Consider the following 20837-nt stretch of genomic DNA (forward strand, 5'->3'; position numbering starts at 1 on the left):
ACACACCAACCAACAAACCACCTAGGCCTGCTGGCAGACAAACCAATCAACACACAACCATGCACACAAAAAATAAAAAGTACATTGGCACACTATTGAGTTCTCAAACATCATCCACACACCACAAGAAAATTAACTTCCCGTTAACCTCTCGTTGGCGGCCCGTACAAACTTACTCAACCAAATGAACCAAGTCAAATCATCGAACCAAGTCCGTACAAAATTCGCTTGAAAGTAACCAACCGGCTACCTCGCGGCGACTTGGAATAATCTAGCCCACCACAACCAAACAACACAAACCTGCAGGACAACCTAGGTTTACTAGTGGTAACAAGCTATCTTTCCTTCTGGCCCTTCGATTACTTGAACTTGGGTATCAAAAATAGAAGTAAGGATCTCATCTCGAATAATTTCTTCTGTTGAGCCAAATTCAACGATGCGGCCTTCTTTACACGCACAGATGTAGTCGGCATACCGGGCTGCAAAGTTAATGTCATGCAGCACCACCACTATGGTCCGACCTAGTGACTGGGCAGCGTCTTTTAGATATCGCATCATCTCTACAGAATGAGCTATGTCGAGATTATTGAGCGGCTCGTCTAATAGGACATATTCCGTCTCTTGGCACAGGACCATAGCTACATAAGCGCGCTGGCGTTGACCTCCTGAAAGCTCATCAAGATACCGATGCTGCAATTCTTCCAGTCGGAAAAAGTTTATGTATTTGGAGATTATTTCTTCGTCATACGGCGTATTTCGGCCTTTGGTGTAGGGAAAGCGGCCAAAGCCAATCAATTGCCGCACGGTCAATTTGGTTACGAAGTGGTTTTCTTGCCGCAGAATGGACACGACTTTTGCTAAGTGCCCGGATCTCGTAGATTGGACATCTTTTCCGGCGATCTCGATATCGCCCTCGTCCATGTCCAGCAGCCGGCCAATCATTGTGAGCATGGTGGACTTGCCCGCACCGTTGGGACCAATCAATGCGGTGATTCCACCTTTTGGGATCCGCAGATTGAGCGGCCCGATAGCTACTTCCCCAGAGTAGCGTTTGGATACGTTCTTTAATTCAATCACAGTCGACCCTTTCGCAGAATGATAAAGAGAAATGCGCAGCCGCCAACGAGCTCAATAATGATGGAAACCACGCCTTGAGCGGCGAACACGTGCCGCATTAGAAAATATGCGGCGGTAAGCAGCAAGAAAGCCAAACCAATGGCCATCGGGAAGATGAAGCGGTGGTCATAGGTATCAGTGAATTGATAGGCCAACGTGGCAACCAAAAATCCTAGGAAGGTCATTGGTCCCACCAAGGCGGTTGTCGTGGCCATTAAAAGGGACACCAAGATCAAGGTATAAATTGCATGGCCCTTGTGGTTAACTCCCAAATTCGTACTGACATCTTTGCCTAGGGAAATCGCGTTCAAGGTACGCGCATTGAGCAGCAGAAGCGCTGCCACCATCGCAACGATGGGAATGACGATGGGATAATAGTCTGATTCCGCATTGTTGATGGAGCCGAATAGTCGCGCGGTGAGCACGTCAAACTCGCTAGGCGTTAGGGTTCGCTGCATAAACGTAGATAGGGATCCCAGTCCGCCACCGATGACCACGCCAACCAGCAGCATTGCGTGCATATTGTGCTTGTTATTGGTGAGTAGCCACGAATACAGCACCAAAGACAGCCCCACCATGAGCGTCATTTGGAATAGGAATGTGGGAAGGGTGCGGGCGTCGTTAAGCCCTGCTGCACCGAGGAAGAAGATGGTCGCAGTATTGATCGCTACATACAGTGACTCAAAGCCCATGATGGATGGGGTAAGAATCCGATTATTCGTCACAGTGTGAAAAGCCACCGTAGCCATCGCTTGGCACACCGCCACAATTGCCATCGCAATGAGCGCATCAGCACGACGCTGTGCAATTAGCCAGAATTTTCGCGTTCCAAACTGCATCGGGTTGTCATATGCCAACCAGGCGAAGGCAAAGGCCAAGGCCAGTCCCCATACGCAGGCCAGAGTTATCCAATACTTTTTCCGCGTGGGCTTAGTGTGCACGAGTGGACCTCACGATCATCACAATGAAGACAACCGCACCGAGTACCCCAAGAATCACCGAGACTGGCATCTCAAAAGGTGCGATAATGATGCGACCAACTAAGTCACAAACGGTCACGATACCTATGCCTAAAAGGCATACCCACGGCAAGTTGGAGCGCAGGTCGTCCCCACGCACCATCGAAACCACATTGGGCACGATGAGCCCCAAGAATGGCAAAGAGCCAACGACTACGGTGACGACGCCGGTGGCCACGGCAATCAAGCTCGTGCCCAGCAAGAGCATACGGTTGTAGTTGAGCCCTATGTTGGTGGCGATGTCTTCACCCAAGCCAACAACGGTGAGCCGGTCTGCATAAATGAATACGGCGGCCAGGACCGCTAGCACCAGCCACAGAACTTCATATTGCCCCTTGTACACGGAGGTAAAAGAGCCCATAAACCAAATCCCCAGCTGCTGCAGCATATCGGCCTGCAGAGCAAAGAAGCTGGAGACTGCAGAAATCACGGCTCCCAACATGATGCCAACGATGGGCACAATGAGCGAAGATCGCAAGGTCACGCGCCGCAGGAATAGGAAGAACACAATGGTGCCAATAAAAGAAAACGCTACGGCTCCCATCATTTTGACCAGAATCGAAGCGGTCGGGGCGATCCACAAGACAAAGAGCAAACCTAACCCCGCCCACTCAGTGGTTCCTGTAGTGGAAGGTTCTACAAATCGATTTTGGGTTAACAGTTGCATGACCAACCCGCTCATGGCCATTGCGGCACCAGCGAGAACGAGCGCTATGGTTCGCGGAAGCCGAGTGATGCCAAACATGGCGGCCCCGTCCTCCGCGCCAAAGACGTCGTACTGTCCCAATAGCAAGGAGGCAGCGAGCAGGGCAAAAACAATCAGGGCCCCAAGGCCGAGCTTCCAATCCCACAGCGCAGGGCGCGTGGTAGTTTCCATTTTTCTCCTCTAGCAGACAAAGGCCGGAGGGCTCCTCCCCTCCGGCCTTGGCGTGCGCGCTGGCTAATTCTTTTCGAAGGCGTCCGCCATCGCGTTCAGCGTTTCCGTGTAGGTAATGATGTTTTCGTTGGTGTAGGTATCCTGCGGAGCGGTAACGATGCGGCCTTCCTTGACTGCGGTGACGTTCTTCAGCGCGGAGGAATCTTCTACCAGCTTTTGGCCTGGGGTATAACCTTCTTCATCCTTGGCTATGGCACCATCGCGATCCATGACGAGGATATAGTCCGGGTTGGATTGAGCGATTGCCTCCACCGAAATATCGTCACCCTCGTGGTCATCGCTGGCATTGTCTACCTCGAGCGCCGGAGTCATCCCAATCAGCTCGAAGAGTGGCCCATAGAAGCGTCCCTTACCAGGGGCAATGTAGTTAATCTCCCCGCCGGAGGTATTTACTGCCATGATCTTTTTGTCCGGGTCATAGGCCTTCTTGGCGCGTTCCAAGGCAGCGTTAAAATCATCAACCAGAGCTTTTGCGTCATCCTCGTGTCCAAAAATTTTGCCCATCGCCTCTGTCTGGCGGATTAGCTCTTTCGCCATATCCTCGCCGTCCCGTGGAGTGAAATCCACCACCGGGGTTCCATCAACCAGGGATTCCAGGTCATCTTGATACTGGCTGAAGCGCTGACCATTAACCACAATATCTGGGTCCGCAGCCACCAGCGCCTCCAAATCTGGTTCGCGGTGGGAGCCTAGGTTGGCTTCTACACTTTCCTCATTGATGTCTTTGGAAAGGGTATCCGGCACCAAGTCGAGAGGAGCAGCCACTATATGGACACCCCAATCAGACAGAATCTCGAAGGCGCGGTTATCAGTTACAGCTACGCGCTCATACGGGGGATGAAGTTCCTGTTCCCCGTTATTGTCCTGCAACGTGAGCGCGCTTGCCGACGCCCCCTTTTCCTCCTCCACTGTTCCGTCCTCTGCGGGACTGCAGGCAGTCACTGCCAAAGAAGCGGCGATAACCGCAGAAACAAGAGAGCGATGAATATTCTTCACGATGAATTCCTTATGGGCGGGAAATAAATACCAGCCTAACCTAACTTAGGCATGCCTTATGTTTCAAGTATTAGGATAACCTTACCCCCACCGAGTGTTGAAAGGGCTTGTGAGAAAGCGAATAAAACGAGAAAAAACCCCCGATTTCTCGGGGGCCTCTCGGTGGAGCTGCCGGGAATTGAACCCGGGTCCTTCGTCACCTTGCCAGGGCTTCTCCGTGCGCAGTTCGCACAGAATCTCTGCTCGGCCCTCCGGATCGGGCGAACACGTCCGGATGATGGGCCCAGTCACCAGTAAGAGTCCCGACTGGTCCTGATGACCCGACCAGCCGGCTAGTTCCTTAGTCGATGCCAGGATCTAGGTCAGGAACGAAACCTAGGCTGACAGACACGCGTCGCTGTAATTAGGCAGCGAGGGCGTAGTCACGCTGAGAGTTCTTCTCTGCGTTTATTGGTTGCTACGACGCTTATACGGTGGTCGTTAGCCTGCACCGGCACGCTTCCCCTGGCGCAGTGCACGAAGTCGAAACCAAATCAACCCCATGCTGTAGGGACGGGATAGTGCATCTTCCCTACGGTTCGTTCAACACTACCCCACTCGCTTTTATTTCCTCAAGTGCTCTTCTAGCCACTCTTTGAGAACGACTGCGTGGTTGATCTCGCGGCTGGATGCGGCGAAGAGGAGGGTGGCGTCGGAAAGCGCAAGCAGTTGGGAGAGCTCGTCGGAATCGTTGCCATCGAGCTCAGCCTTGTAGCGGCGGGCAAACTCGTCGAAGCGCTCCTCGTCGTGGTTCCACCATTTGCGCAGTTCGGAACTGGGTGCGACGTCTTTAAACCATTCGTCGTAAGCAAGGTCGCTCTTGGCAACGCCCCGGGGCCACATCCGGTCTACCAGTACTCCGGTGCCCTGGATAGTGTCCTCGCCCTTGGCAACGTCATGTACTTTCGCAGTCTTAAACATTAATTCCCTTCACGCGGCGGCCGAGTTCGCGAGAGATTTCACGGTCTTGGTCGCGGCGCTTAATATCCTCACGTTTATCGTAGTCTTGTTTACCTTGCGCCAACGCCAGCGAGAGCTTGGCGTAGCCGTTTTTAAGGTAGACCTTGAGCGGAACCAAGGTCTTATTGCCGTTGCGCACCTGCCCGTAGAGCTTGTCGATTTCGCGGCGGTGCAGCAAAAGCTTGCGGGTGCGCCGCGGGCTGTGGTTCGTCCACGAGCCCATGGAATATTCCGGGATGTGCAGGTTGCGCAGGTACACCTCGCCATCGTCGATGGTGGCGAAGGCGTCATTGAGTGAAATCTTGCCCTCTCGGAGGGACTTGATCTCGGTACCGAGCAGGACGATGCCGCACTCGTATTCCTCGAGGATCTTGTAGTCGTGCCGGGCCCGGCGGTTGGTAGCGAGCGTTGCTTCGCCGGACGCCGCCTTCTTATTCTTCTTGCCCTTCTTAGCCATAATAATGCCAGTGTAGTGCCCTTTTACTTGGCCCGGCAAACAGACTATTTGCGCACATAAGACCGCAGGGTGATATGGGCCGTGACGGCGGTAACCACCAGGGCTAATAGGCCGACGAGCGGGAGGGCAATCCAAAGGTCGCCGGACTTCATAGGTGCAAGCAGCTGGGATTCATATAGTCCCTGCAGGGATGGGTCCACCACTTGCGACTTGCCCAAGAAGATGCCGGCCCCGCCGAGAACCACACCGATGAGCGAGGCCAGCACTGCTTCCACCACGAACGGCGCCTGCGTCATCCACCGGCTCGCGCCCACCATGCGCATGATTTCCGTTTCGCGGGTCCGGTGGAACGCGGCGATCTGCACCATATTGGCCACCAAGAAAATGGCAGCCACGGACATCACGGTGGCCAGGATGAAGGTGGCATTGCGGATGGAATCGAGGTTGCTTGCGGCATCGCGCACCTCTTGCTGCTGGTCGACGACATCCTCTACCGCCGGGTTATCCCGAATCGCATCAATGGCGGAGGCGTCTTCTGGGTCCGCAAGCCGCACGTGGAATGCAGCCGGCAGCGCATCAGGTGAGGTTTGCTCCACCATCACAGGATCGGTGTCTTGGAAAAGCTCCTTGAACCGCTCATAGGATTCTGCGCGGTTGCGGTATTCCACGGACTCGACGGAATCATCCGCCTCCAACTGATCCTTGATATCCGCGCATGCCGGACTCGTACAGTCTGGGTCCCCGGCGGAAATGTCCTCATTGAGCTGGACCATGACCTCAACGCGGTCTAGGTAGATATCCTTGGTGTCCCTGGTCAGGTTGGTCACCATAATGCCTGCGACAACGAGCCCCACCGCAATGGCGGTGGTGATGATCATGGCGATGGTCATGGTCAGGTTGCGGCCAAGACCCTTGGTAGCCTCGCGGAAAATAAACCCTAGCTTCATGCTTCCCCCTCGTACATAGCCTCGTGTTCGTCGCGCACGAGGACTCCATTGCGCAGCTCCAACACACGCTTGCGCGCCCTATTGACGGCGCGGGCATTGTGGGTGGACATGACCACGGTGGTGCCACGGCGGTTGATGCCTAGGAGCAGGTCCATGATCTCGTCGGCGGTGGAGGGATCGAGGTTGCCCGTGGGTTCGTCGGCAAGCAGCAGCTTCGGGCGATTGACTACGGCGCGCGCAATAGCCACGCGCTGCTGCTCGCCACCGGAAAGCTCGTGGGGATACGCATCGCGACGATCCTCTAGGCCGACCAAGTCCAAAACCTGCGGGACCGAGGTAGAGATCCGGTACTTGCTCTTGCCAATCACCTCCAGCGCAAAGGCCACGTTTTGATACACCGTCAGCTTGGGGAGCAGGCGGAAATCCTGGAAGACGTAACCAATGGACTGGCGTAGCGCGTTGATTTGCTTGCCGGAAAGCTCATTGACGTGGAAATCGTCGAAGTAAATATCGCCCTTGCTGACATTGTTATAGCGCACCATCAGCTCCAAGAAAGTGGACTTACCGGAGCCGGAGGGTCCGATGAGGAAAGCGAATTCACCATCCGCAATCTCGAAAGACACCTCATCGAGCGCTGGGCGAGACTCGGCGGAGTAGGCCTTAGTCACGTTGTCGAATCTAATCACACGAATCACTGTAGCAACCAAAGTTGACACCGCGCTGTGAACTATATTTAAGTAATGTGGTCTAAGACACTAATTTGTTCCGACCCAATCGACAGAAAGTGCCGATACTATGGCCGAAACCGAAACCAAAGAAAAACCACGTTCTGCAAGCGGCTTCCTAGGCACTGTAGAAAAGATTGGCAATAAACTGCCGGATCCGTTCTGGCTCTTCGTTATCCTCGCAGCCATCGTCGCTGTGACTTCTTGGCTAGGACACCTCATTGGCATGACCGCAGAGGACCCCAAGACCGGCGAAACCATCGAAGTAGAATCCCTGCTGACCACCGAGAATATCTCGCGCATGGTTACTGATGCAGTGGAGAACTTCACCAGCTTCCCGCCGCTCGGCGTCATCCTTGCCGTGATGCTCGGCGTGGCCGTGGCGGAGCAGTCTGGCCTGCTTTCCGCGTTGGTGCGCGCGATGGTGACCAAGGTCAGCGCGAAAATGCTGACCTTCGTTGTGGCGCTGGCCGGCGTGACCGGATCCGTAGCCTCCGACGCCATCTACGTCATTCTAATTCCGCTGGGTGCAATGGCCTTCCACGCCGTGGGCCGGTCCCCCATCGTGGGCGCGATGGTGGCCTTTGCGGCGTCGTCAGCCGGCTTTAATGCCTCGCTGATTCTCAATATCACCGACCTCCTGCTGGCGGGCATTTCTACCCCGGCCGCACAGTTTGTGGACCCAGAATATGAAGTCAGCCCGCTTGCCAATATCTTCTTTGTCATCCCATCCGCAGTGGTACTCTCCCTCATCATTACAGCAGTCACGGAATTCCTCATGGTGAAAAAGGCCCGCGAGCTCGTGGACCACGACCACATTAATTATGAAGAGGTCTCTTTTTCCAAGGCCGCCGGTGGGGCCGGCGCGAATGCAGAGGAGGATGAGGAGTACGACTTCACCGATGATGAAGAGGCAATGCGCATCAAGCCCAACGAACAGCGCGGTTTGATTGCTTCCGGCATCGCACTCGTGCTCTTCCTTGCCGCCTTCTTTGCACTCCTATTTATCCCTGGCTCCCCGCTAGCAAGCCAAGGGGATAGCTTCATGGAGTCGCCACTCATTAGCGCCATCGCGGTGCCGATTGCCCTGGCTTTCTTGGTATGCGGCATCGTCTACGGCTTGGCGGCAGGCACCGTGAAGTCTTTTGCTGATGTGCCGGAGTTTATGGCCAAGGGCATCGAGACCCTTGTCCCCATGCTGGTCCTCTTCTTCGCGGTGGCACAGTTCCTCGCCTGGTTCGAATGGTCGAACTTGGGCGTATGGACCGCCATCAAGGGTTCCGAGCTGCTCCAACACTGGTCATTGCCGCCGCTAGTCATGTTTGCGGCACTGGTGGCCATGGTCGCACTGCTTAACCTCTTCATCACCTCCGGTTCCGCCCAGTGGGCGCTGATGGCCCCGGTCATCGTGCCGATGATGATGTATGTGGGCGTCTCACCTGAGGTTTCCCAGATGCTCTTCCGTATCGGTGATTCGCCGACAAATATCATCACCCCAATGTCGCCCTACTTCGCGCTGGCGTTGACCTTCTTGCAGCGCTACTACAAGCCGGCAGGTGTGGGTACCTTGATGTCACTGGCGCTGCCCTATTCTCTCTGCATGATCGTGGGTTGGTTCGTCTTCTTTGTCATTTGGTATCTCATCGGCATCCCGCTGGGACCGGGCGCTCCGATGGACTACGTGGGTTAGGTCCATAGAGATCAGGCCGAACTGAGGATCTTCTCCCCTCAGTTCGGCCTTTTTGCGTTCAATTCAGCCCGATCAGTATGGACCTAAGCTTGGTCTTCTTGTTGCTGCATGCGCCAGCGGATACCGGATTCCAGGAAGCCATCGATATCGCCATCGAGCACCTTGGAAGGATCGCCCACCTCAAAATTGGTGCGCAGGTCTTTGACCATCTGATACGGGTGCAGCACGTAGGAGCGCATCTGATTGCCCCAAGAGGCGTTGCCACCGGCACCCAACGCATCGAGCTCGGCCTGTTCCTCTTGGCGCTTGCGCTCCAGAAGCTTTGCCTGCAACACGCGCATAGCCGAGGCCTTATTTTGAATCTGCGACTTTTCATTCTGGCAGGTCACCACGATTCCGGTGGGAATGTGGGTCAGGCGCACCGCAGAGTCGGTGGTGTTGACGGACTGTCCTCCAGGACCAGAAGAGCGATAAACATCGACGCGCACATCATTATCCGGGATATCGATGTGGTCGGTCTGCTCCACCACCGGCAGGACTTCCACCTCGGCAAAGGAGGTTTGGCGCCGGCCCTGGTTATCAAAGGGCGAGATGCGCACCAGGCGGTGTGCTCCCTGCTCCACAGAGAGCTGGCCATACATGTATTCACCGTGGACCACAAAGGTCGCAGACTTGATGCCTGCTTCTTCCGCATAGGAGATGTCATAGACATCCACTTTGTGACCGTGCTTTTCCGCCCAGCGCGTATACATGCGCATAAGCATTTCGGCCCAGTCGGCCGCATCCACACCGCCCGCGCCAGAGCGGATATTGATAACCGCCTCGCGCGGGTCATACTCACCAGAAAGCATGGTGGTAACCTCCAGCGATTCGATAGCAGATTCCAGGTAATCGAGCTCATCATCCGCCAGAGAGGTATCCCCCTCTTCTTCCGCGAGTTCGTACATCACGGGCATGTCCTCTAGGCGCCCGCGCAGCGATTCCAGCTTGCGGACCTTAGCCTGCGCTGCGGAAAGCTCGGAGGTGACCTGTTGCGCGTGGGCGGGGTCGTCCCACAGGGACGGGTCGCCGGCCTGGGCCTCTAGTTCCCGAATGCGGGCAGCCAAAGCCTCCGGGTCCATGACCTTCTCGATGGTGGTCAGGGTGGTTTCCAATTGCTTGAGCCGTGCTGTTACTTCGGGACGCATAGGCCCCAATCCTACCCACCCGGCCGGCATAATTAGCCATCGGCCGCGTTTAGGGTGACAATGGTGGGCATGGATCAAAAGCCGAGCTTGCAGGAGATGATCGACGCGGTCATCAAGACCTTCATTGTCGCGCACGCGGATGACGGGGATGCGCACCTGGCGCAGGCCCTTGTCTATAACGCCGGGCGCCTGGCCTGGCGCCTGCGCGAGATGGGCGTCGACGTAGAGCACAAGACTTCTATCTCGGACGTTGTTACGGATGCGGACAGGGCGGCCGAGCGCTTCGTCGCGGGCGTGCTCGAAGCCGTGCGCCCGGAAGACGGCATCCTCGGCGAAGAGGGTGCGGCCCGCGAGTCCAAGTCCGGGCGCACCTGGGTCATCGACCCAGTTGATGGCACCTACAATTTCTCCTCCGGTTCCGATTATTGGTGCTCTGCCTTGGCGCTTACCGACGCCACGGGGATCACCCTCGGCGCCGTCCACCGCCCCGCCATGGGGTACACCTGGTTCGGTGGCCGGGACTACCCCACTTCCCTCGACGGCAAGGAAGTAGCTCGCCTGCAGGAGAAGCCGGCCGAGCAGATTTCACTATCCACGTATCTGCACCCAACTTCGCTGGCGGATGAGGATATCCGCGGGGCATGGCAGCACGTGGCGGAAAACTTTGCTACAGTCCGTATGCTCGGTGCCGGTTCTGTTGACCTGTCCTCCGTGGCCGATGGCACATGGGGCGCATGGATGCAGCATTCGGTAGCGGATTGGGATTGGTTCCCCGGCAAAGCCCTCGTGGAAGCGGCCGGTGGTGCTGCCCGCAAGGTAGAAGCCGGTGGCGTCGAATGGTGCCTCGCTGGCAATAAACAGGTAGTGGATCAGATGGAGGATTGGCTCCGTGGGTAAGTTCAAAGAAGACTTGGGCCTCGCGCTCGAGCTGGCGGGCCATGCCGATGTAGTGACCATGCATCGTTTCGAGGCCTCGGACCTTTCCGTCAAGGAAAAGCCAGATATGTCCCCCGTATCGGATGCGGACCTCACCTGTGAGAAGCAAATCCGCGAATCCCTCAAGCGCTCCCGCCCGCGCGATGAAGTGCTGGGTGAGGAATACGGCGGCGAGGCCTGCTATAAGGGCCGCCAGTGGGTCATAGATCCCATCGACGGCACCAAAAACTTCGTGCGTGGCGTCCCCGTATGGGCCACGCTCATTTCCCTCTTGGAAGACGGCGAACCGGTGGTATCTGTAGTTTCCGCACCCGCCCTGCGCCGCCGCTGGTACGCGGCCAAGGGCGCTGGTGCCTTCCGCGTTTTCGGCGGCGAGCCGAAGCGCTTGAGCGTATCCCACGTGGAAAAGCTCGCCGATTCTTCGCTGGCCATGAGCTCGCTGACCGGATGGGCCGAACGCGGCCTGCGCGATCAGTTCCTCGCACTCACGGACAAGACCTGGCGCCTGCGCGGCTATGGTGATTTCTGGTCCTACTGCCTCGTGGCCGAAGGCGCGGTAGACATCGCCGCCGAACCCGAGGTGTCCTTGTGGGACCTCGCCGCGCCCTCCCTCATCGTGACCGAGGCCGGCGGCACTTTCACGGATCTGGACGGAAACCCCGGCCCGCACGGTGGATCCGGCGTCGCTTCCAACGGCCTGCTCCACAAGCACGCCCTAGCCGCGCTGCAAGGCTAGGAATGTCTCCGCAGCTGAAGTAACACCGGACCGCGGCGCTTCGCCGCCGCTCCGGAACACCCACCCACCTGCGCGCAACTGCCGCAGCCGCCCGTGGGGCACGCGGTGAGCGATTCGCGCACCAGCTCCGCACTACGCTCGAGATGGGCGAGGATAACTTCCACGGTACCCTGCCCTAACCCAGTAGCTTTTGCAATCTCGACCGGGTTGGATTTTCCCTGTTTAATAGCCTCCTTAACCTTCTCCGTGGGGCTCATAGGAAGACCTTGAGGACCTGGAATACTCCCACCGCAAGGATCCAGGCGGTGGCGAGCTGAAGGGCGAAACCGATAAGCGTCCACTTCCAGCCTATTTCCCGCCGCTGCGCGGCTACCGTGGCCACGCACGGGGTATAGGCCAGCAGGAATACCATGTACGCCCATACCGCCGCGAGCCCATGCCCGCCAGAGGCCGCGTCGAAGTCGGCGCGAATATGGCTGGCTAGTGGGGATTCTGCTTGCTCTTCTGGGGCATCATCAGTGACGTCTTCTACCGCATAGGTTTGCGCCCAGGTAGAAATGAGAGTCTCCTTGGCCACGAATCCGGTGACCAACGGGCCTGTCAGAGACCAAGAATCAAAGCCAGCCGGGGCAAAGGCCGGGGACATCACCTTTGAGACCGCACCATAGGCGGAATCCTCCGGCGGTACCGCCCCCTCGTTGAAAGAGTGCCCACCGGTTACCGGGATGGACATGAGCAACCAGATGACCACCACGGTGGCGACGATGATGCCGCCGGCGGTATGCAAGAAGCCCTTCAGACGCACCCACATCACCGACAGAGTGAGGCCAAAGGTGGGAAGCTGATAGGCCGGAAGATCGATAACTAGGGCTTCGGCCGGCATGGCGCGCCACACCGTGCGGCGCAAGGCGAGGCCTACCAACACCACCAGCGCGATAGACAGCACGTACATGGCGAATACCGCGGAACCAGCATGAGCGGGGAAAAACACCTGCGCCAGCATCATGAACACGATGAGACGGGCCGAACAGGAAGTGAAAGGAATAAGGAGGCAGGTGAGGATGCGATGGCGGACGTCGCCAAGCACGCGCGTCGCCGAAATCGCCGGAACATTGCAGCCATAGCCCACCACGATGGGGATAAAGGCCTTGCCCGGTAGGCCAATGGCGCGCATAACTCGGTCAGTGACCACGGCCGCGCGCGCCATATAACCGGAATCCTCCAGCACGGCTAGACACAGGAACATCAGGGCCAGCAGCGGGGCAAAGGTCAGCACCATGCCCACACCGCCGATAAGGCCATCTACCAGCAATCCTGAGACCAACCAGTGGTCTGGGAGGAGGCTGCGCACGGCAGCAGAGACGGGACCAGTGATCAGTGCCTCTAGGCCGTCCTGCAGCGGTCCCGCAACCGTAGTGGTAATGAAGAAGACAACCCACATCACCGCCAGAAATAGAATCGGGCCGAGCACGGGGTGCAGCACCACGCGGTCTACGCGCTGGCTAAGCGGTTCGCCGATGTCCGTCCTGGAAACGGCAGCCTTTTCCGCGGCGTCTAGATCCGCAAAGCGTTGATCCAAATCTGCGTTGGGCCGGATAGTCTGTGGCTCCGTCTGCATTGCTTTTGCAACGGCACCCTCCAGCGCGTCTAGGTTTTCTCGGCGGCGACCATTGACGCTGACTACCGGCATGCCCACGGCGCGCGATAGCGCGGAGGTATCGATGCTTATGCCCTGTTGCTTGGCGACGTCCTCCTTGGTCACCCCAATCACTACCCGATACGGGTACTCCGCGATCTGGAATGCGAGGTTAAGCCCGCGCGCTGGCGCAGTGGCATCCACCAACACCACAACCACATCTGGGCGCTCACACGGTGGGCACTCAACGAGCATATCGCGGGTGAATTCCTCGTCCGGGCTCATTGGATCCAAGGAATAAGCACCGGGCAGATCGATGATGTCGAACGCCTCTGGCTGCGCGCTCCACAAACCACGACTGACTTCTACGGAGGTACCCGGCCAGTTGCCGGTCTGGACCTTCGCTCCGGTCAGCGCGTTGAACAAGGTAGATTTGCCGGAATTTGGAGCCCCGACCAAGGCGAGGACAGGCGTTCCCTCCGCGGCGATACGCATGGAGGAGGTGGAGTGGCAGCTTGGCGCTGCGGTCTTGCGCGCCATTATGCTGCCACCGGGATAACTTCCAGCTGGCCGAGCGTAGCCGCATCCACCGCGTACCGGGCGGTACCTACGGTGACCAGGCGCGCCCCGCCGGCCACCTTGCGCCCGATCTGCACGCGCACTCCTGGCCGGAATCCCAGTTCACGCATACGCAGCGCCAACGCCGGCTGCGACTCAATCGCATGCCGCAGGCAGCATTCAGGTAGCTCTACCAATGCGTCCACTGGGGCTTGATCGGCACGCATACATTCGGACCTTTCGCAGGTCTGCTGGGTACGGGTGCGGGACAATAAAGACAGCTGCAACATCGCGCGGTCACCTCGGTTCTCTCGACCCGGCTCACGCCGGTGACGTTAGCCACACCTAAGTAGCTTCTAGATAAGCCTAACCTTAGTCCGCAAAAGGATTTCACACAAGCGATGATTAGTTGTGATTATCGGCACTAGACAGAGACATAAAAGTGCCCGCTCCCAGTAGCAACGGGAGCGGGCGAAAAGTTGGGCGAGGCTAGTCCTCAGGCAATGTAAAACCAGCACCTACGCCACCGCGACGGTCCATATCCTCCAGGACCGCATCCATGGTGTTCGCGGCGGTTGGGTTATGGACCGGCCCCTGCAGCGGGGTGCGGCACGGGAAATTCACCGGCAGGAATCCACCGGAAATGGAACCAATGAGGCGGCCGTTGACCAACAACGGTGCACCGGAATCGCCCATCATGGCGCAGACTTGGTTGACCTGAATCTTCTTTGCCTGCTGATAGGTAATGCCGCAGGTCTTGCCAGTGGCGACACCCTGCTTGCACACCTGCTGCCCCGGCTTAACGCCGCCGCCCAACTCATTGACGGTCACGCCATTGTAGGAGCGGGAGACCTTGGCCTTAGAGCCGAACTCGATGACGGCGTAATCCAAGTCCTCATTCTTGGATACCACGGTGCCCGTCGGGCCAATCTGCTCTGAATCGGCGGAGGTGACCGAATCCCCCACGTTGCCGCAGTGCGCGGCGGTGAGCCCCACCTTGCGGCCTGCATTATCGTTGCCCGCTACGGTCAGGGTGCACATCATGTTCTCATTGACATAAACCGGGGTGCCAGGGCCATAGAGCGACTCCCCCTCATTCATGGCCGCAACGGATTCTTCTGGAATGCGTGGCGCATCAAAGAAGGAGCCCGGCACGCGGTGCAACACGTAATCAGCCTGTGGCTTGCCCGCAGCTACCTTGGAAAATCCATCATTTTTCCACTTGTAGTTCGGATTGGTGCCCTTCGGTTTAAACTCCGGCTGGGTGGCCTGCTCCGCTAGGCCGATGGGATTCGGGTTGGTCATCGGCTCCGCGTACTGTGCCTGCTGGGCCGTATGCTGCACGGCTTGCTGCGCGTTGCGCACAGAGGAATCTACGGCGTCGGTAACGTTCTTATCCACCTGCGGGGTTTGGATGCCTACCCCAGCCAGGCCATCTCGGACCTGGTCAATAATCCCTGCGGAATCGAAATCCGGTTGGGGCAATTCCTGGGCGCCTGCGGCCGGGGATCCCAGGAAAAACGCACCAGCGAAAGCCGAGCCCACCAGGACTTTCTTAAGGTGCGGAATGCGAAGCATCAAGGTACCTACTTTCAGTTGTCAACATCGTGCAAGCTCGATACTGGCACGAAAAAGTTGTGGAAGCAGCAAACTCCTGTGACTGTGTCCAAGCCGTTATATTTCTGCCAGAATTCGGGGGTGGTCACCCCTCCCCTATCATCGGGCGCATGGTCACACCGCTGTCTTATTCCGATACTTCTGGCTTTCCGCAGCTGCACATGTCACGAGTCATCGACGCTGATTTTGATACCGCCGCACACCGGCTTTTCCGCTGGTCAATCCAACGCAGCGGCCTTTTTCGCGTGCGCCCCACCCATGAGGTGGTGGAGCTCGGCGCGGAGGTCACGATGGGCCTCGGCCCGTGGGATTTTCGCTGCCGCGTAGTCGATGTATTCCACAAGGACGGCCGCTGCGGGTTCACCTACGGCACCCTTCCCGGACACCTCGAGCGCGGCGAGGAGACCTTCGCTCTGGAGCGCCTGCGCGATGGCCGCACACTGCTGCTTATCGACGCTGCCTCCGAGCCATTCCTCCCCTTTCTGCGCCCCCTTGTGGACGTGCCAAGGCGCCTGCTGATTAGCCGGCTCTACCTCCACGCTTTGGACGATTAGCAGGATTGCGGAAACGACGAAAGCCGCCTCCCTGACCCCTGGAAAAGCGGCTTAGTATCAGCGCTGGTTAGTTCTTACGCTTGTCCTCGATGGACTCGCGTGCATCGCGCACAGCGCCCTTGACGCGATCAAAGAAGCCACCCTTCTTCGTGGACTCCTCTTGGTACTCGTGAGCCTTGTCTTCCACGAAGCCCTTAGCGCGCTGGAACGCATCGCCGACGGCGCTACCAGCCTCGGATGCCTTGTCCTTTAGCTGATCCAGGCGCTCAGAGGACTGCTGACCGTTGACGTTGTCCTGGTTCGGCGCAGTAGCAACACGCTCTTCGTTTGCTTCGCCTACGATATGCTGGCTGGGCGCGTAGTCAGAGTTGCCCTCGTCCAGCTTCTCCTGCAGGTCCGGCTGCTGCGGGGCGGAACCAATGTGCTCTTCCTTCGCCTCACCTACGATGTGCTGGCTCGGCGCGTAGTCAGCGTTGTTCTCATCCAGCTTTTCCTGCAGGTCTGGCTGCTCGGCAGCTTTAGCCACATGTTCTTCCTCCGCTCCAGCGACAACGTGGTTCTGCGGTTCATACTTGCTTGCGGTGGACTCATCGCCGTCCGCAGACCGCTTACCGACCGGCTTGGACAGGCCGGCTGCACCTGCGGCACCAGCTGCAGCTGCAGCGGACTGCGAGGACTTGTCAGATTTAGCTGCCGAAGACGCGGTGTCTTTAGATGCTAGGTACTTGTATTCGTCGCGATCCAAGTCAACTTCGTGGCCTAGTTCGTTTGCCATTGCTACGTACTCCTTTAAATAGATTTATCTTCTTCCTTCTAGGGTTCCAGAAAATTCAGGAGCGTGCACGGAAATGGGTATGGGAAAGCGTCGACCGGTGGAGGGATCAGTCATCTCTAAACACTCAACATGGAAGGTTTCGCGTACGAGTTCAGCGGTCATCACCTCCTCGGTGGCCCCTTCGGCCACAATGCGTCCCTCACGCATGGCTACGATTCTATCGGCGTAACGCGCGGCATGGACCATATCGTGGACCACCATGACCACTGTGACCCCGGTGCCATTAAGATCTCGAATCAGATCCAAAATGGACAATTGGTGCGCGGGATCGAGGTAAGTAGTCGGCTCGTCAAGCAAGGTAATTGGCGTTTCTTGGGCCAGAGTCATAGCGAGGAAGACGCGCTGGCGCTGACCACCGGAAAGGTCTGCCGCGGGGGCGTCGAGAAGCTCGCTCACCCCAGCACGCGAGGCAGCACGCTCAACCGCTGCATGATCTCCGGCCCGCATCGTCGCTAGCGCCCCTGTATAGGGATAGCGGCCGTAACCGATGACGTCACGCACTAATACCCCTTCCGGAGCCACGGGATGTTGTGGCAGAAAAGAAACTTCACGGGCATAGGCACGCGAGGAATACGTGCTGATATTTTGGCCCGAGAGGTACACCGCACCTGCGCTGGGCGTAAGTTGGCGGCCCAATGTCTTGAGAAGCGTCGACTTGCCGCAGCCATTCGGCCCGATCAGAGCGGTTACTTGACCGCTGGATAAGTGAAGATTTACATCCTTGACCACATCGGGTCCACCGTAGCCCACGGTTAATCCGCTGCACGTCAGTGTCATGTCTAGCCTCCGTTTCGCACTCGGGTCAGTCGAGTCAATAGGAAAATGAAATACGGTGCGCCGATCAGCGCGATGAGCGCGCCAACGGGGATTTCCGTGGGGGCGAAGGCCCAGCGACCGAGCGTATCGCATGCGGTCACAAGGACCGCGCCGCCTAGGGCTGCCACGGGTATTTGCCAGCGCAGGTTCGCGCCAACAACCAAGCGAGCAGCATGGGGGACGATGAGTCCGGCGAAGCCCAAGACCCCGGCCGCGGCGACTCCCGCGGCACCGAGGATGACGGCTAAGGCTACTGCTATTAGGCGCCATATCTTGGCGCTCACGCCGATGCCGGCCATGGTGGAATCATCCAGCGCGAGCATATCCAGGTGTTTTGCCACCACCATCGCGACGGTTAGGGCGAGAAGGATAAAGGGGGCGACAATGGTGGCATCGCCAAGCGAGCGGGCGTAAAGCGAACCTTTCAACCATGTCATGGCCGCTCCTGCCTCTGGGGCAGCCCGCACCAGGAGCAATTCGGTGATGGCGCCCAGCCCAAAAGATACCGCCACCCCGGTAAGCGGCAGGCGCACCGGATCACTTGCCCCGCGCCCGGCGAGGAGAAGAACCAGCCCAGTTCCAGCCAACGCTCCAATAAAGGCTATGAAAGTCAGCAGGTGGGCCGGCAGGGCGCCTGATCCCATGAGTACCGCAACGGCCGCGAGTCCGCCGCCGGAGGTAATACCCACCGTATCTGGTGCGGCCAAAGGATTGCGTAGCGCAGACTGCAATAGACAGCCAGAGACGGCCATGGCAATACCGGCGCAGATTCCCACCAAGATCCGCGGGGCGCGGTACTTCCAGATGAGCGGCTCTCCGGTAACGAAGGCGGTGATCACCTCGCCCGGCGGTTTCATCACCGCACCGACGCCCATGCCGAGGATTGCGCTCAACGCCAACGCCAGGATGAGTCCTACTAGCACCCCAACAAATCTCTTATGCCGCATGCTTCCTCCTCCCCAGCGCATGGACGGCCCACAACACTAATGGCATGCCAGCCAAAGAAGTCACGATGCCCACTGGGGTCTCGGCTGGCGCCCAGATTGCCTGGCCAACCGAATCGGCCACCAAAAGCACCGCTGCTCCAACAATTCCAGCCACGCACAGCCCCATGCGGTGGTGTGAGCCGCACACCCGCCACGCTACGGCCGCGGCGATCAACCCCAAGAAGCCAATCGGCCCAGTTGCAGCTACGGCCGGAGCAATAAGCACTACCGCCGCCACAATGGCTGCCAACCGAATGCGCTCCGGCTTCGCGCCGACAGCACCAGCCACGGTATCGCCTGCTACGAGCAAGTCCAGCGTTTTTGCACCGACTAAGGTCAAGGGAACCACGACCAGCACGGCAATCAGCGCCGGCATGATACCGCTTAGGCGCACACCGGCAAGCCGACCAGAAAGCCATGACATCACCGTAGCCAGTTGAGCTTCATCTACTACCAAGAAAATGGAGGTCAATGCGCTACACAGCGCGGAAACAGCAACGCCAACGAGTACCATGCGCTGGATCGCACCGCTCTTACCGACGCCCACCGTCACCCCCACAGCAATCCCCGCACCCAACAGCGCACCGGGCAACTGGTCAACGCTCGAGGTTTCGCTTCCTAAAAACATTGCGGTTGCGACTGCACCGAGTGCCGCACCGGAGTTCACACCAGTGATGGACGGATCGGCGAGCGGATTCGCGGTTGCCGTGCGCAGCAATAACCCACCTACACCTAGTGCAATACCGACCACCGTGGTAGCAAGGAGACGGTCAAAAGCCACGCTATGCAGCTCTTCTTCTAACCACGGGGTATCAACTGGCACCTGAACATGGCGAAGCCGCCACCACCACACAAAGGCAGCGGCAGCGGTTGCAAGGACCAAGCAGACGCTGGCTTTAGTTCGAGGTGCCACTACTTTTCAGCGGCGATAATGTCATCGAGCATATGCTCGGCGGAAAGCGGCCCGCGGGCGCGCGACCAGATATCTTGGTCTACCTCTACGATGTCACCGCTGCCCTTGGCATAGGGCGTCTTTTTAAACGCATCGACGTCCTTGTACATAAAGACCAGGTCAGCCTTCATTCCAGGGAGCTTATCGCCGGTCAGTTCCGCTACATCAGTCTTAGATTCGATGGATGACTTCTCACCTTCGAAGGCATAGTCATAGCCCACCTCACTTAGTAGCGACTGGGGGAAGGAAGGGTTGACCCAGGTATAGAGCATCTCACTGGACCAGCCAGCCACGACCGCACGACTCCCCGGCTTTACCGCGTCCTTGGTATGAGCAATCTTGTCCTCGATGCGCTGACGGACTTCCTTGGCCTTTTCCTCTTTACCTAGCTTGGCCGCGATCTCATCCATCGAGTCCAGCACGTCCAAGTAAGTCTCATCTGGGTAGGATTCGGTCTGCGCAATCTCTTCCAGCTGCGGCATGATATCCGCTTGACGGGTAGGGCTAGCTAGGATCAGGTCCGGCTCCAAGGACTGGATAACCTCTAGATTCGGCTGCTTGGCCTGGCCCACAGAGGTCGCCTGACCCAGCTGCCCTTTCAAAGTGGTCGGTGCCTCCGACTTACCGATTTCCACGATTCCCACTGGGTCCACATCGAGGGCCTTGAGAATTTCCTCGTAGCGCCAATCAAGCGCCACAACTCGCTCGATCTTCTTTTCTCCGTTTCCTTCCTTAGAAGAAGAATCAGAAGAACACGCAACAAGGCCTGCGCCTAGGGCTAGAGTGGCTACGAGTGCGATAACTGCACGCACATTCATGAAGTCTTTCTTTTGCATAGCCTTACCTTACTTAGGTAAGGGTTTGCTGTCTAGGGTCTGATTGCCACGTTCCCGATACGGACCATGTTGCCGCACGTCCGCTAAAATCCGCCCAGTAAGCAAAAATAAAAAATGACCCTCACCGGCGAACCGATGAGGGCCTGGAAGTTGGTAGCGGGGGCAGGATTCGAACCTACGACCTCTGGGTTATGAGCCCAGCGAGCTACCGAGCTGCTCCACCCCGCGTCGAGATGACTTCCATCATCTGCGCTTGAACAGCACGTTAACACAAAGTGTATTCGCTCTGTCCTGGCGACTCA

Annotated in this window: 21 protein-coding genes, 1 tRNA gene and 1 other RNA gene; 4 read left to right on the top strand and 19 right to left on the bottom strand. The window is 57.8% G+C overall.

Translation table 11 applies throughout. The annotated features are described in order from the left end of the window. Positions 1-321: 321 nt before the first annotated feature. The 9 genes from QP934_RS08115 to ftsE all read right to left on the bottom strand — a co-directional run bounded on the left by QP934_RS08115 (position 322) and on the right by ftsE (position 7157). Positions 322-1077, bottom strand: a complete 756-nt coding sequence (locus QP934_RS08115; RefSeq protein ID WP_419127262.1) for an ABC transporter ATP-binding protein — start codon at positions 1075-1077, stop codon at positions 322-324. Then, entirely contained in the window at positions 1074-2057 is a 984-nt protein-coding gene (locus QP934_RS08120; RefSeq protein WP_419127263.1) for an iron chelate uptake ABC transporter family permease subunit, read from the bottom strand. Before QP934_RS08120 ends, QP934_RS08115 begins: the two co-directional genes overlap by 4 nt. After that, positions 2047-3012 carry an ABC transporter permease gene (locus QP934_RS08125; protein ID WP_419127264.1) on the bottom strand — a complete coding sequence of 322 codons (966 nt, stop codon included), beginning with the start codon at positions 3010-3012 and terminating at the stop codon, positions 2047-2049. The genes QP934_RS08120 and QP934_RS08125 overlap by 11 nt, the downstream gene beginning before the upstream one ends. Before the next feature lie 63 nt (positions 3013-3075). Further along, positions 3076-4071: a siderophore ABC transporter substrate-binding protein gene (locus QP934_RS08130; RefSeq protein ID WP_337888285.1), complete on the bottom strand. Its 996-nt coding sequence runs from the start codon at positions 4069-4071 to the stop codon at positions 3076-3078. 157 nt (positions 4072-4228) lie between these two features. Then, positions 4229-4609, bottom strand: a transfer-messenger RNA (tmRNA) gene (ssrA, locus tag QP934_RS08135). A gap of 62 nt (positions 4610-4671) precedes the next feature. Continuing rightward, positions 4672-5028, bottom strand: a complete 357-nt coding sequence (locus QP934_RS08140; protein ID WP_419127265.1) for a DUF488 domain-containing protein — start codon at positions 5026-5028, stop codon at positions 4672-4674. After that, entirely contained in the window at positions 5021-5524 is a 504-nt protein-coding gene (gene smpB / locus QP934_RS08145; RefSeq protein WP_005322310.1) for an SsrA-binding protein SmpB, read from the bottom strand. Before smpB ends, QP934_RS08140 begins: the two co-directional genes overlap by 8 nt. A 44-nt stretch (positions 5525-5568) precedes the next feature. Continuing rightward, positions 5569-6471, bottom strand: coding sequence for a permease-like cell division protein FtsX (gene ftsX / locus QP934_RS08150; RefSeq protein WP_419127266.1), 903 nt, complete (start codon positions 6469-6471; stop codon positions 5569-5571). Further along, positions 6468-7157 (bottom strand): cell division ATP-binding protein FtsE, encoded by a 690-nt coding sequence (gene ftsE, locus QP934_RS08155; protein WP_419127267.1) that lies wholly within the window; start codon positions 7155-7157, stop codon positions 6468-6470. The genes ftsX and ftsE overlap by 4 nt, the downstream gene beginning before the upstream one ends. Before the next feature lie 109 nt (positions 7158-7266). On the opposite strand from ftsE, the gene QP934_RS08160 reads away from it, so the two are divergent. After that, positions 7267-8886 carry an AbgT family transporter gene (locus QP934_RS08160; protein WP_284792104.1) on the top strand — a complete coding sequence of 540 codons (1620 nt, stop codon included), beginning with the start codon at positions 7267-7269 and terminating at the stop codon, positions 8884-8886. 83 nt (positions 8887-8969) lie between these two features. Here QP934_RS08160 and prfB read toward each other — a convergent pair whose 3' ends face one another. Continuing rightward, complete coding sequence (gene prfB / locus QP934_RS08165; protein WP_419127268.1) at positions 8970-10073, bottom strand: peptide chain release factor 2; 1104 nt, start codon at positions 10071-10073, stop codon at positions 8970-8972. A 60-nt stretch (positions 10074-10133) separates the two neighbouring features. Between prfB and QP934_RS08170 the strand changes: the two genes are divergently transcribed. Together QP934_RS08170 and hisN are read left to right on the top strand one after the other, a co-directional pair. Further along, on the top strand, positions 10134-10970 hold the full coding sequence (locus tag QP934_RS08170) for an inositol monophosphatase family protein (protein WP_419127269.1): 837 nt from the start codon (positions 10134-10136) through the stop codon (positions 10968-10970). Beyond that, positions 10963-11745, top strand: a complete 783-nt coding sequence (gene hisN, locus QP934_RS08175) for a histidinol-phosphatase (RefSeq protein ID WP_049378795.1) — start codon at positions 10963-10965, stop codon at positions 11743-11745. The genes QP934_RS08170 and hisN overlap by 8 nt, the downstream gene beginning before the upstream one ends. 253 nt (positions 11746-11998) lie before the next feature. Here hisN and feoB read toward each other — a convergent pair whose 3' ends face one another. The 3 genes from feoB to QP934_RS08190 all read right to left on the bottom strand — a co-directional run bounded on the left by feoB (position 11999) and on the right by QP934_RS08190 (position 15517). Then, entirely contained in the window at positions 11999-13921 is a 1923-nt protein-coding gene (gene feoB / locus QP934_RS08180) for a ferrous iron transport protein B (RefSeq protein ID WP_419127270.1), read from the bottom strand. Further along, on the bottom strand, positions 13921-14166 hold the full coding sequence (locus QP934_RS08185; RefSeq protein ID WP_225745784.1) for a FeoA domain-containing protein: 246 nt from the start codon (positions 14164-14166) through the stop codon (positions 13921-13923). The genes feoB and QP934_RS08185 overlap by 1 nt, the downstream gene beginning before the upstream one ends. A 262-nt stretch (positions 14167-14428) precedes the next feature. Next, positions 14429-15517, bottom strand: a complete 1089-nt coding sequence (locus QP934_RS08190; protein ID WP_419127271.1) for a S1 family peptidase — start codon at positions 15515-15517, stop codon at positions 14429-14431. A 149-nt stretch (positions 15518-15666) separates the two neighbouring features. Here QP934_RS08190 and QP934_RS08195 point away from each other — a divergent pair, with 149 nt between their 5' ends. Further along, positions 15667-16110 (top strand): DUF1990 family protein, encoded by a 444-nt coding sequence (locus tag QP934_RS08195; RefSeq protein ID WP_419127272.1) that lies wholly within the window; start codon positions 15667-15669, stop codon positions 16108-16110. Positions 16111-16177: 67 nt separating this feature from the next. Here QP934_RS08195 and QP934_RS08200 read toward each other — a convergent pair whose 3' ends face one another. The 6 genes from QP934_RS08200 to QP934_RS08225 form a co-directional block, all read right to left on the bottom strand. After that, entirely contained in the window at positions 16178-16885 is a 708-nt protein-coding gene (locus QP934_RS08200) for a kinesin (protein WP_419127273.1), read from the bottom strand. A 24-nt stretch (positions 16886-16909) separates the two neighbouring features. Further along, entirely contained in the window at positions 16910-17722 is an 813-nt protein-coding gene (locus tag QP934_RS08205) for an ABC transporter ATP-binding protein (protein WP_419127274.1), read from the bottom strand. Positions 17723-17724: 2 nt separating this feature from the next. Beyond that, positions 17725-18708 (bottom strand): FecCD family ABC transporter permease, encoded by a 984-nt coding sequence (locus tag QP934_RS08210; protein WP_419127275.1) that lies wholly within the window; start codon positions 18706-18708, stop codon positions 17725-17727. Beyond that, positions 18698-19630 carry a FecCD family ABC transporter permease gene (locus tag QP934_RS08215; protein WP_419127276.1) on the bottom strand — a complete coding sequence of 311 codons (933 nt, stop codon included), beginning with the start codon at positions 19628-19630 and terminating at the stop codon, positions 18698-18700. The genes QP934_RS08210 and QP934_RS08215 overlap by 11 nt, the downstream gene beginning before the upstream one ends. 29 nt (positions 19631-19659) lie before the next feature. Then, positions 19660-20535, bottom strand: coding sequence for an ABC transporter substrate-binding protein (locus tag QP934_RS08220; protein ID WP_419127277.1), 876 nt, complete (start codon positions 20533-20535; stop codon positions 19660-19662). 151 nt (positions 20536-20686) lie between these two features. Then, positions 20687-20763 (bottom strand) — tRNA-Met (locus QP934_RS08225). Positions 20764-20837: the final 74 nt, after the last annotated feature.

Origin of the sequence: Corynebacterium sp. MSK122 (assembly GCF_030229435.2) — a bacterium.
GTDB classification, from domain to species: Bacteria; Actinomycetota; Actinomycetes; order Mycobacteriales; family Mycobacteriaceae; genus Corynebacterium; species Corynebacterium marquesiae.

Coding starts and splice junctions, on each gene's coding strand:
- QP934_RS08125 (WP_419127264.1), bottom strand. CDS start 3,012: ATGGAAACTACCACGCGCCCTGCGCTGTGGGATTGGAAGCTCGGCCTT.
- prfB (WP_419127268.1), bottom strand. CDS start 10,073: ATGCGTCCCGAAGTAACAGCACGGCTCAAGCAATTGGAAACCACCCTG.
- QP934_RS08195 (WP_419127272.1), top strand. CDS start 15,667: ATGGTCACACCGCTGTCTTATTCCGATACTTCTGGCTTTCCGCAGCTG.
- QP934_RS08170 (WP_419127269.1), top strand. CDS start 10,134: ATGGTGGGCATGGATCAAAAGCCGAGCTTGCAGGAGATGATCGACGCG.
- ftsX (WP_419127266.1), bottom strand. CDS start 6,471: ATGAAGCTAGGGTTTATTTTCCGCGAGGCTACCAAGGGTCTTGGCCGC.
- feoB (WP_419127270.1), bottom strand. CDS start 13,921: ATGGCGCGCAAGACCGCAGCGCCAAGCTGCCACTCCACCTCCTCCATG.
- QP934_RS08205 (WP_419127274.1), bottom strand. CDS start 17,722: ATGACACTGACGTGCAGCGGATTAACCGTGGGCTACGGTGGACCCGAT.
- QP934_RS08220 (WP_419127277.1), bottom strand. CDS start 20,535: ATGCAAAAGAAAGACTTCATGAATGTGCGTGCAGTTATCGCACTCGTA.
- QP934_RS08185 (WP_225745784.1), bottom strand. CDS start 14,166: ATGCGTGCCGATCAAGCCCCAGTGGACGCATTGGTAGAGCTACCTGAA.
- smpB (WP_005322310.1), bottom strand. CDS start 5,524: ATGGCTAAGAAGGGCAAGAAGAATAAGAAGGCGGCGTCCGGCGAAGCA.
- QP934_RS08160 (WP_284792104.1), top strand. CDS start 7,267: ATGGCCGAAACCGAAACCAAAGAAAAACCACGTTCTGCAAGCGGCTTC.
- QP934_RS08210 (WP_419127275.1), bottom strand. CDS start 18,708: ATGCGGCATAAGAGATTTGTTGGGGTGCTAGTAGGACTCATCCTGGCG.
- QP934_RS08200 (WP_419127273.1), bottom strand. CDS start 16,885: ATGGCAAACGAACTAGGCCACGAAGTTGACTTGGATCGCGACGAATAC.
- QP934_RS08190 (WP_419127271.1), bottom strand. CDS start 15,517: ATGCTTCGCATTCCGCACCTTAAGAAAGTCCTGGTGGGCTCGGCTTTC.
- QP934_RS08140 (WP_419127265.1), bottom strand. CDS start 5,028: ATGTTTAAGACTGCGAAAGTACATGACGTTGCCAAGGGCGAGGACACT.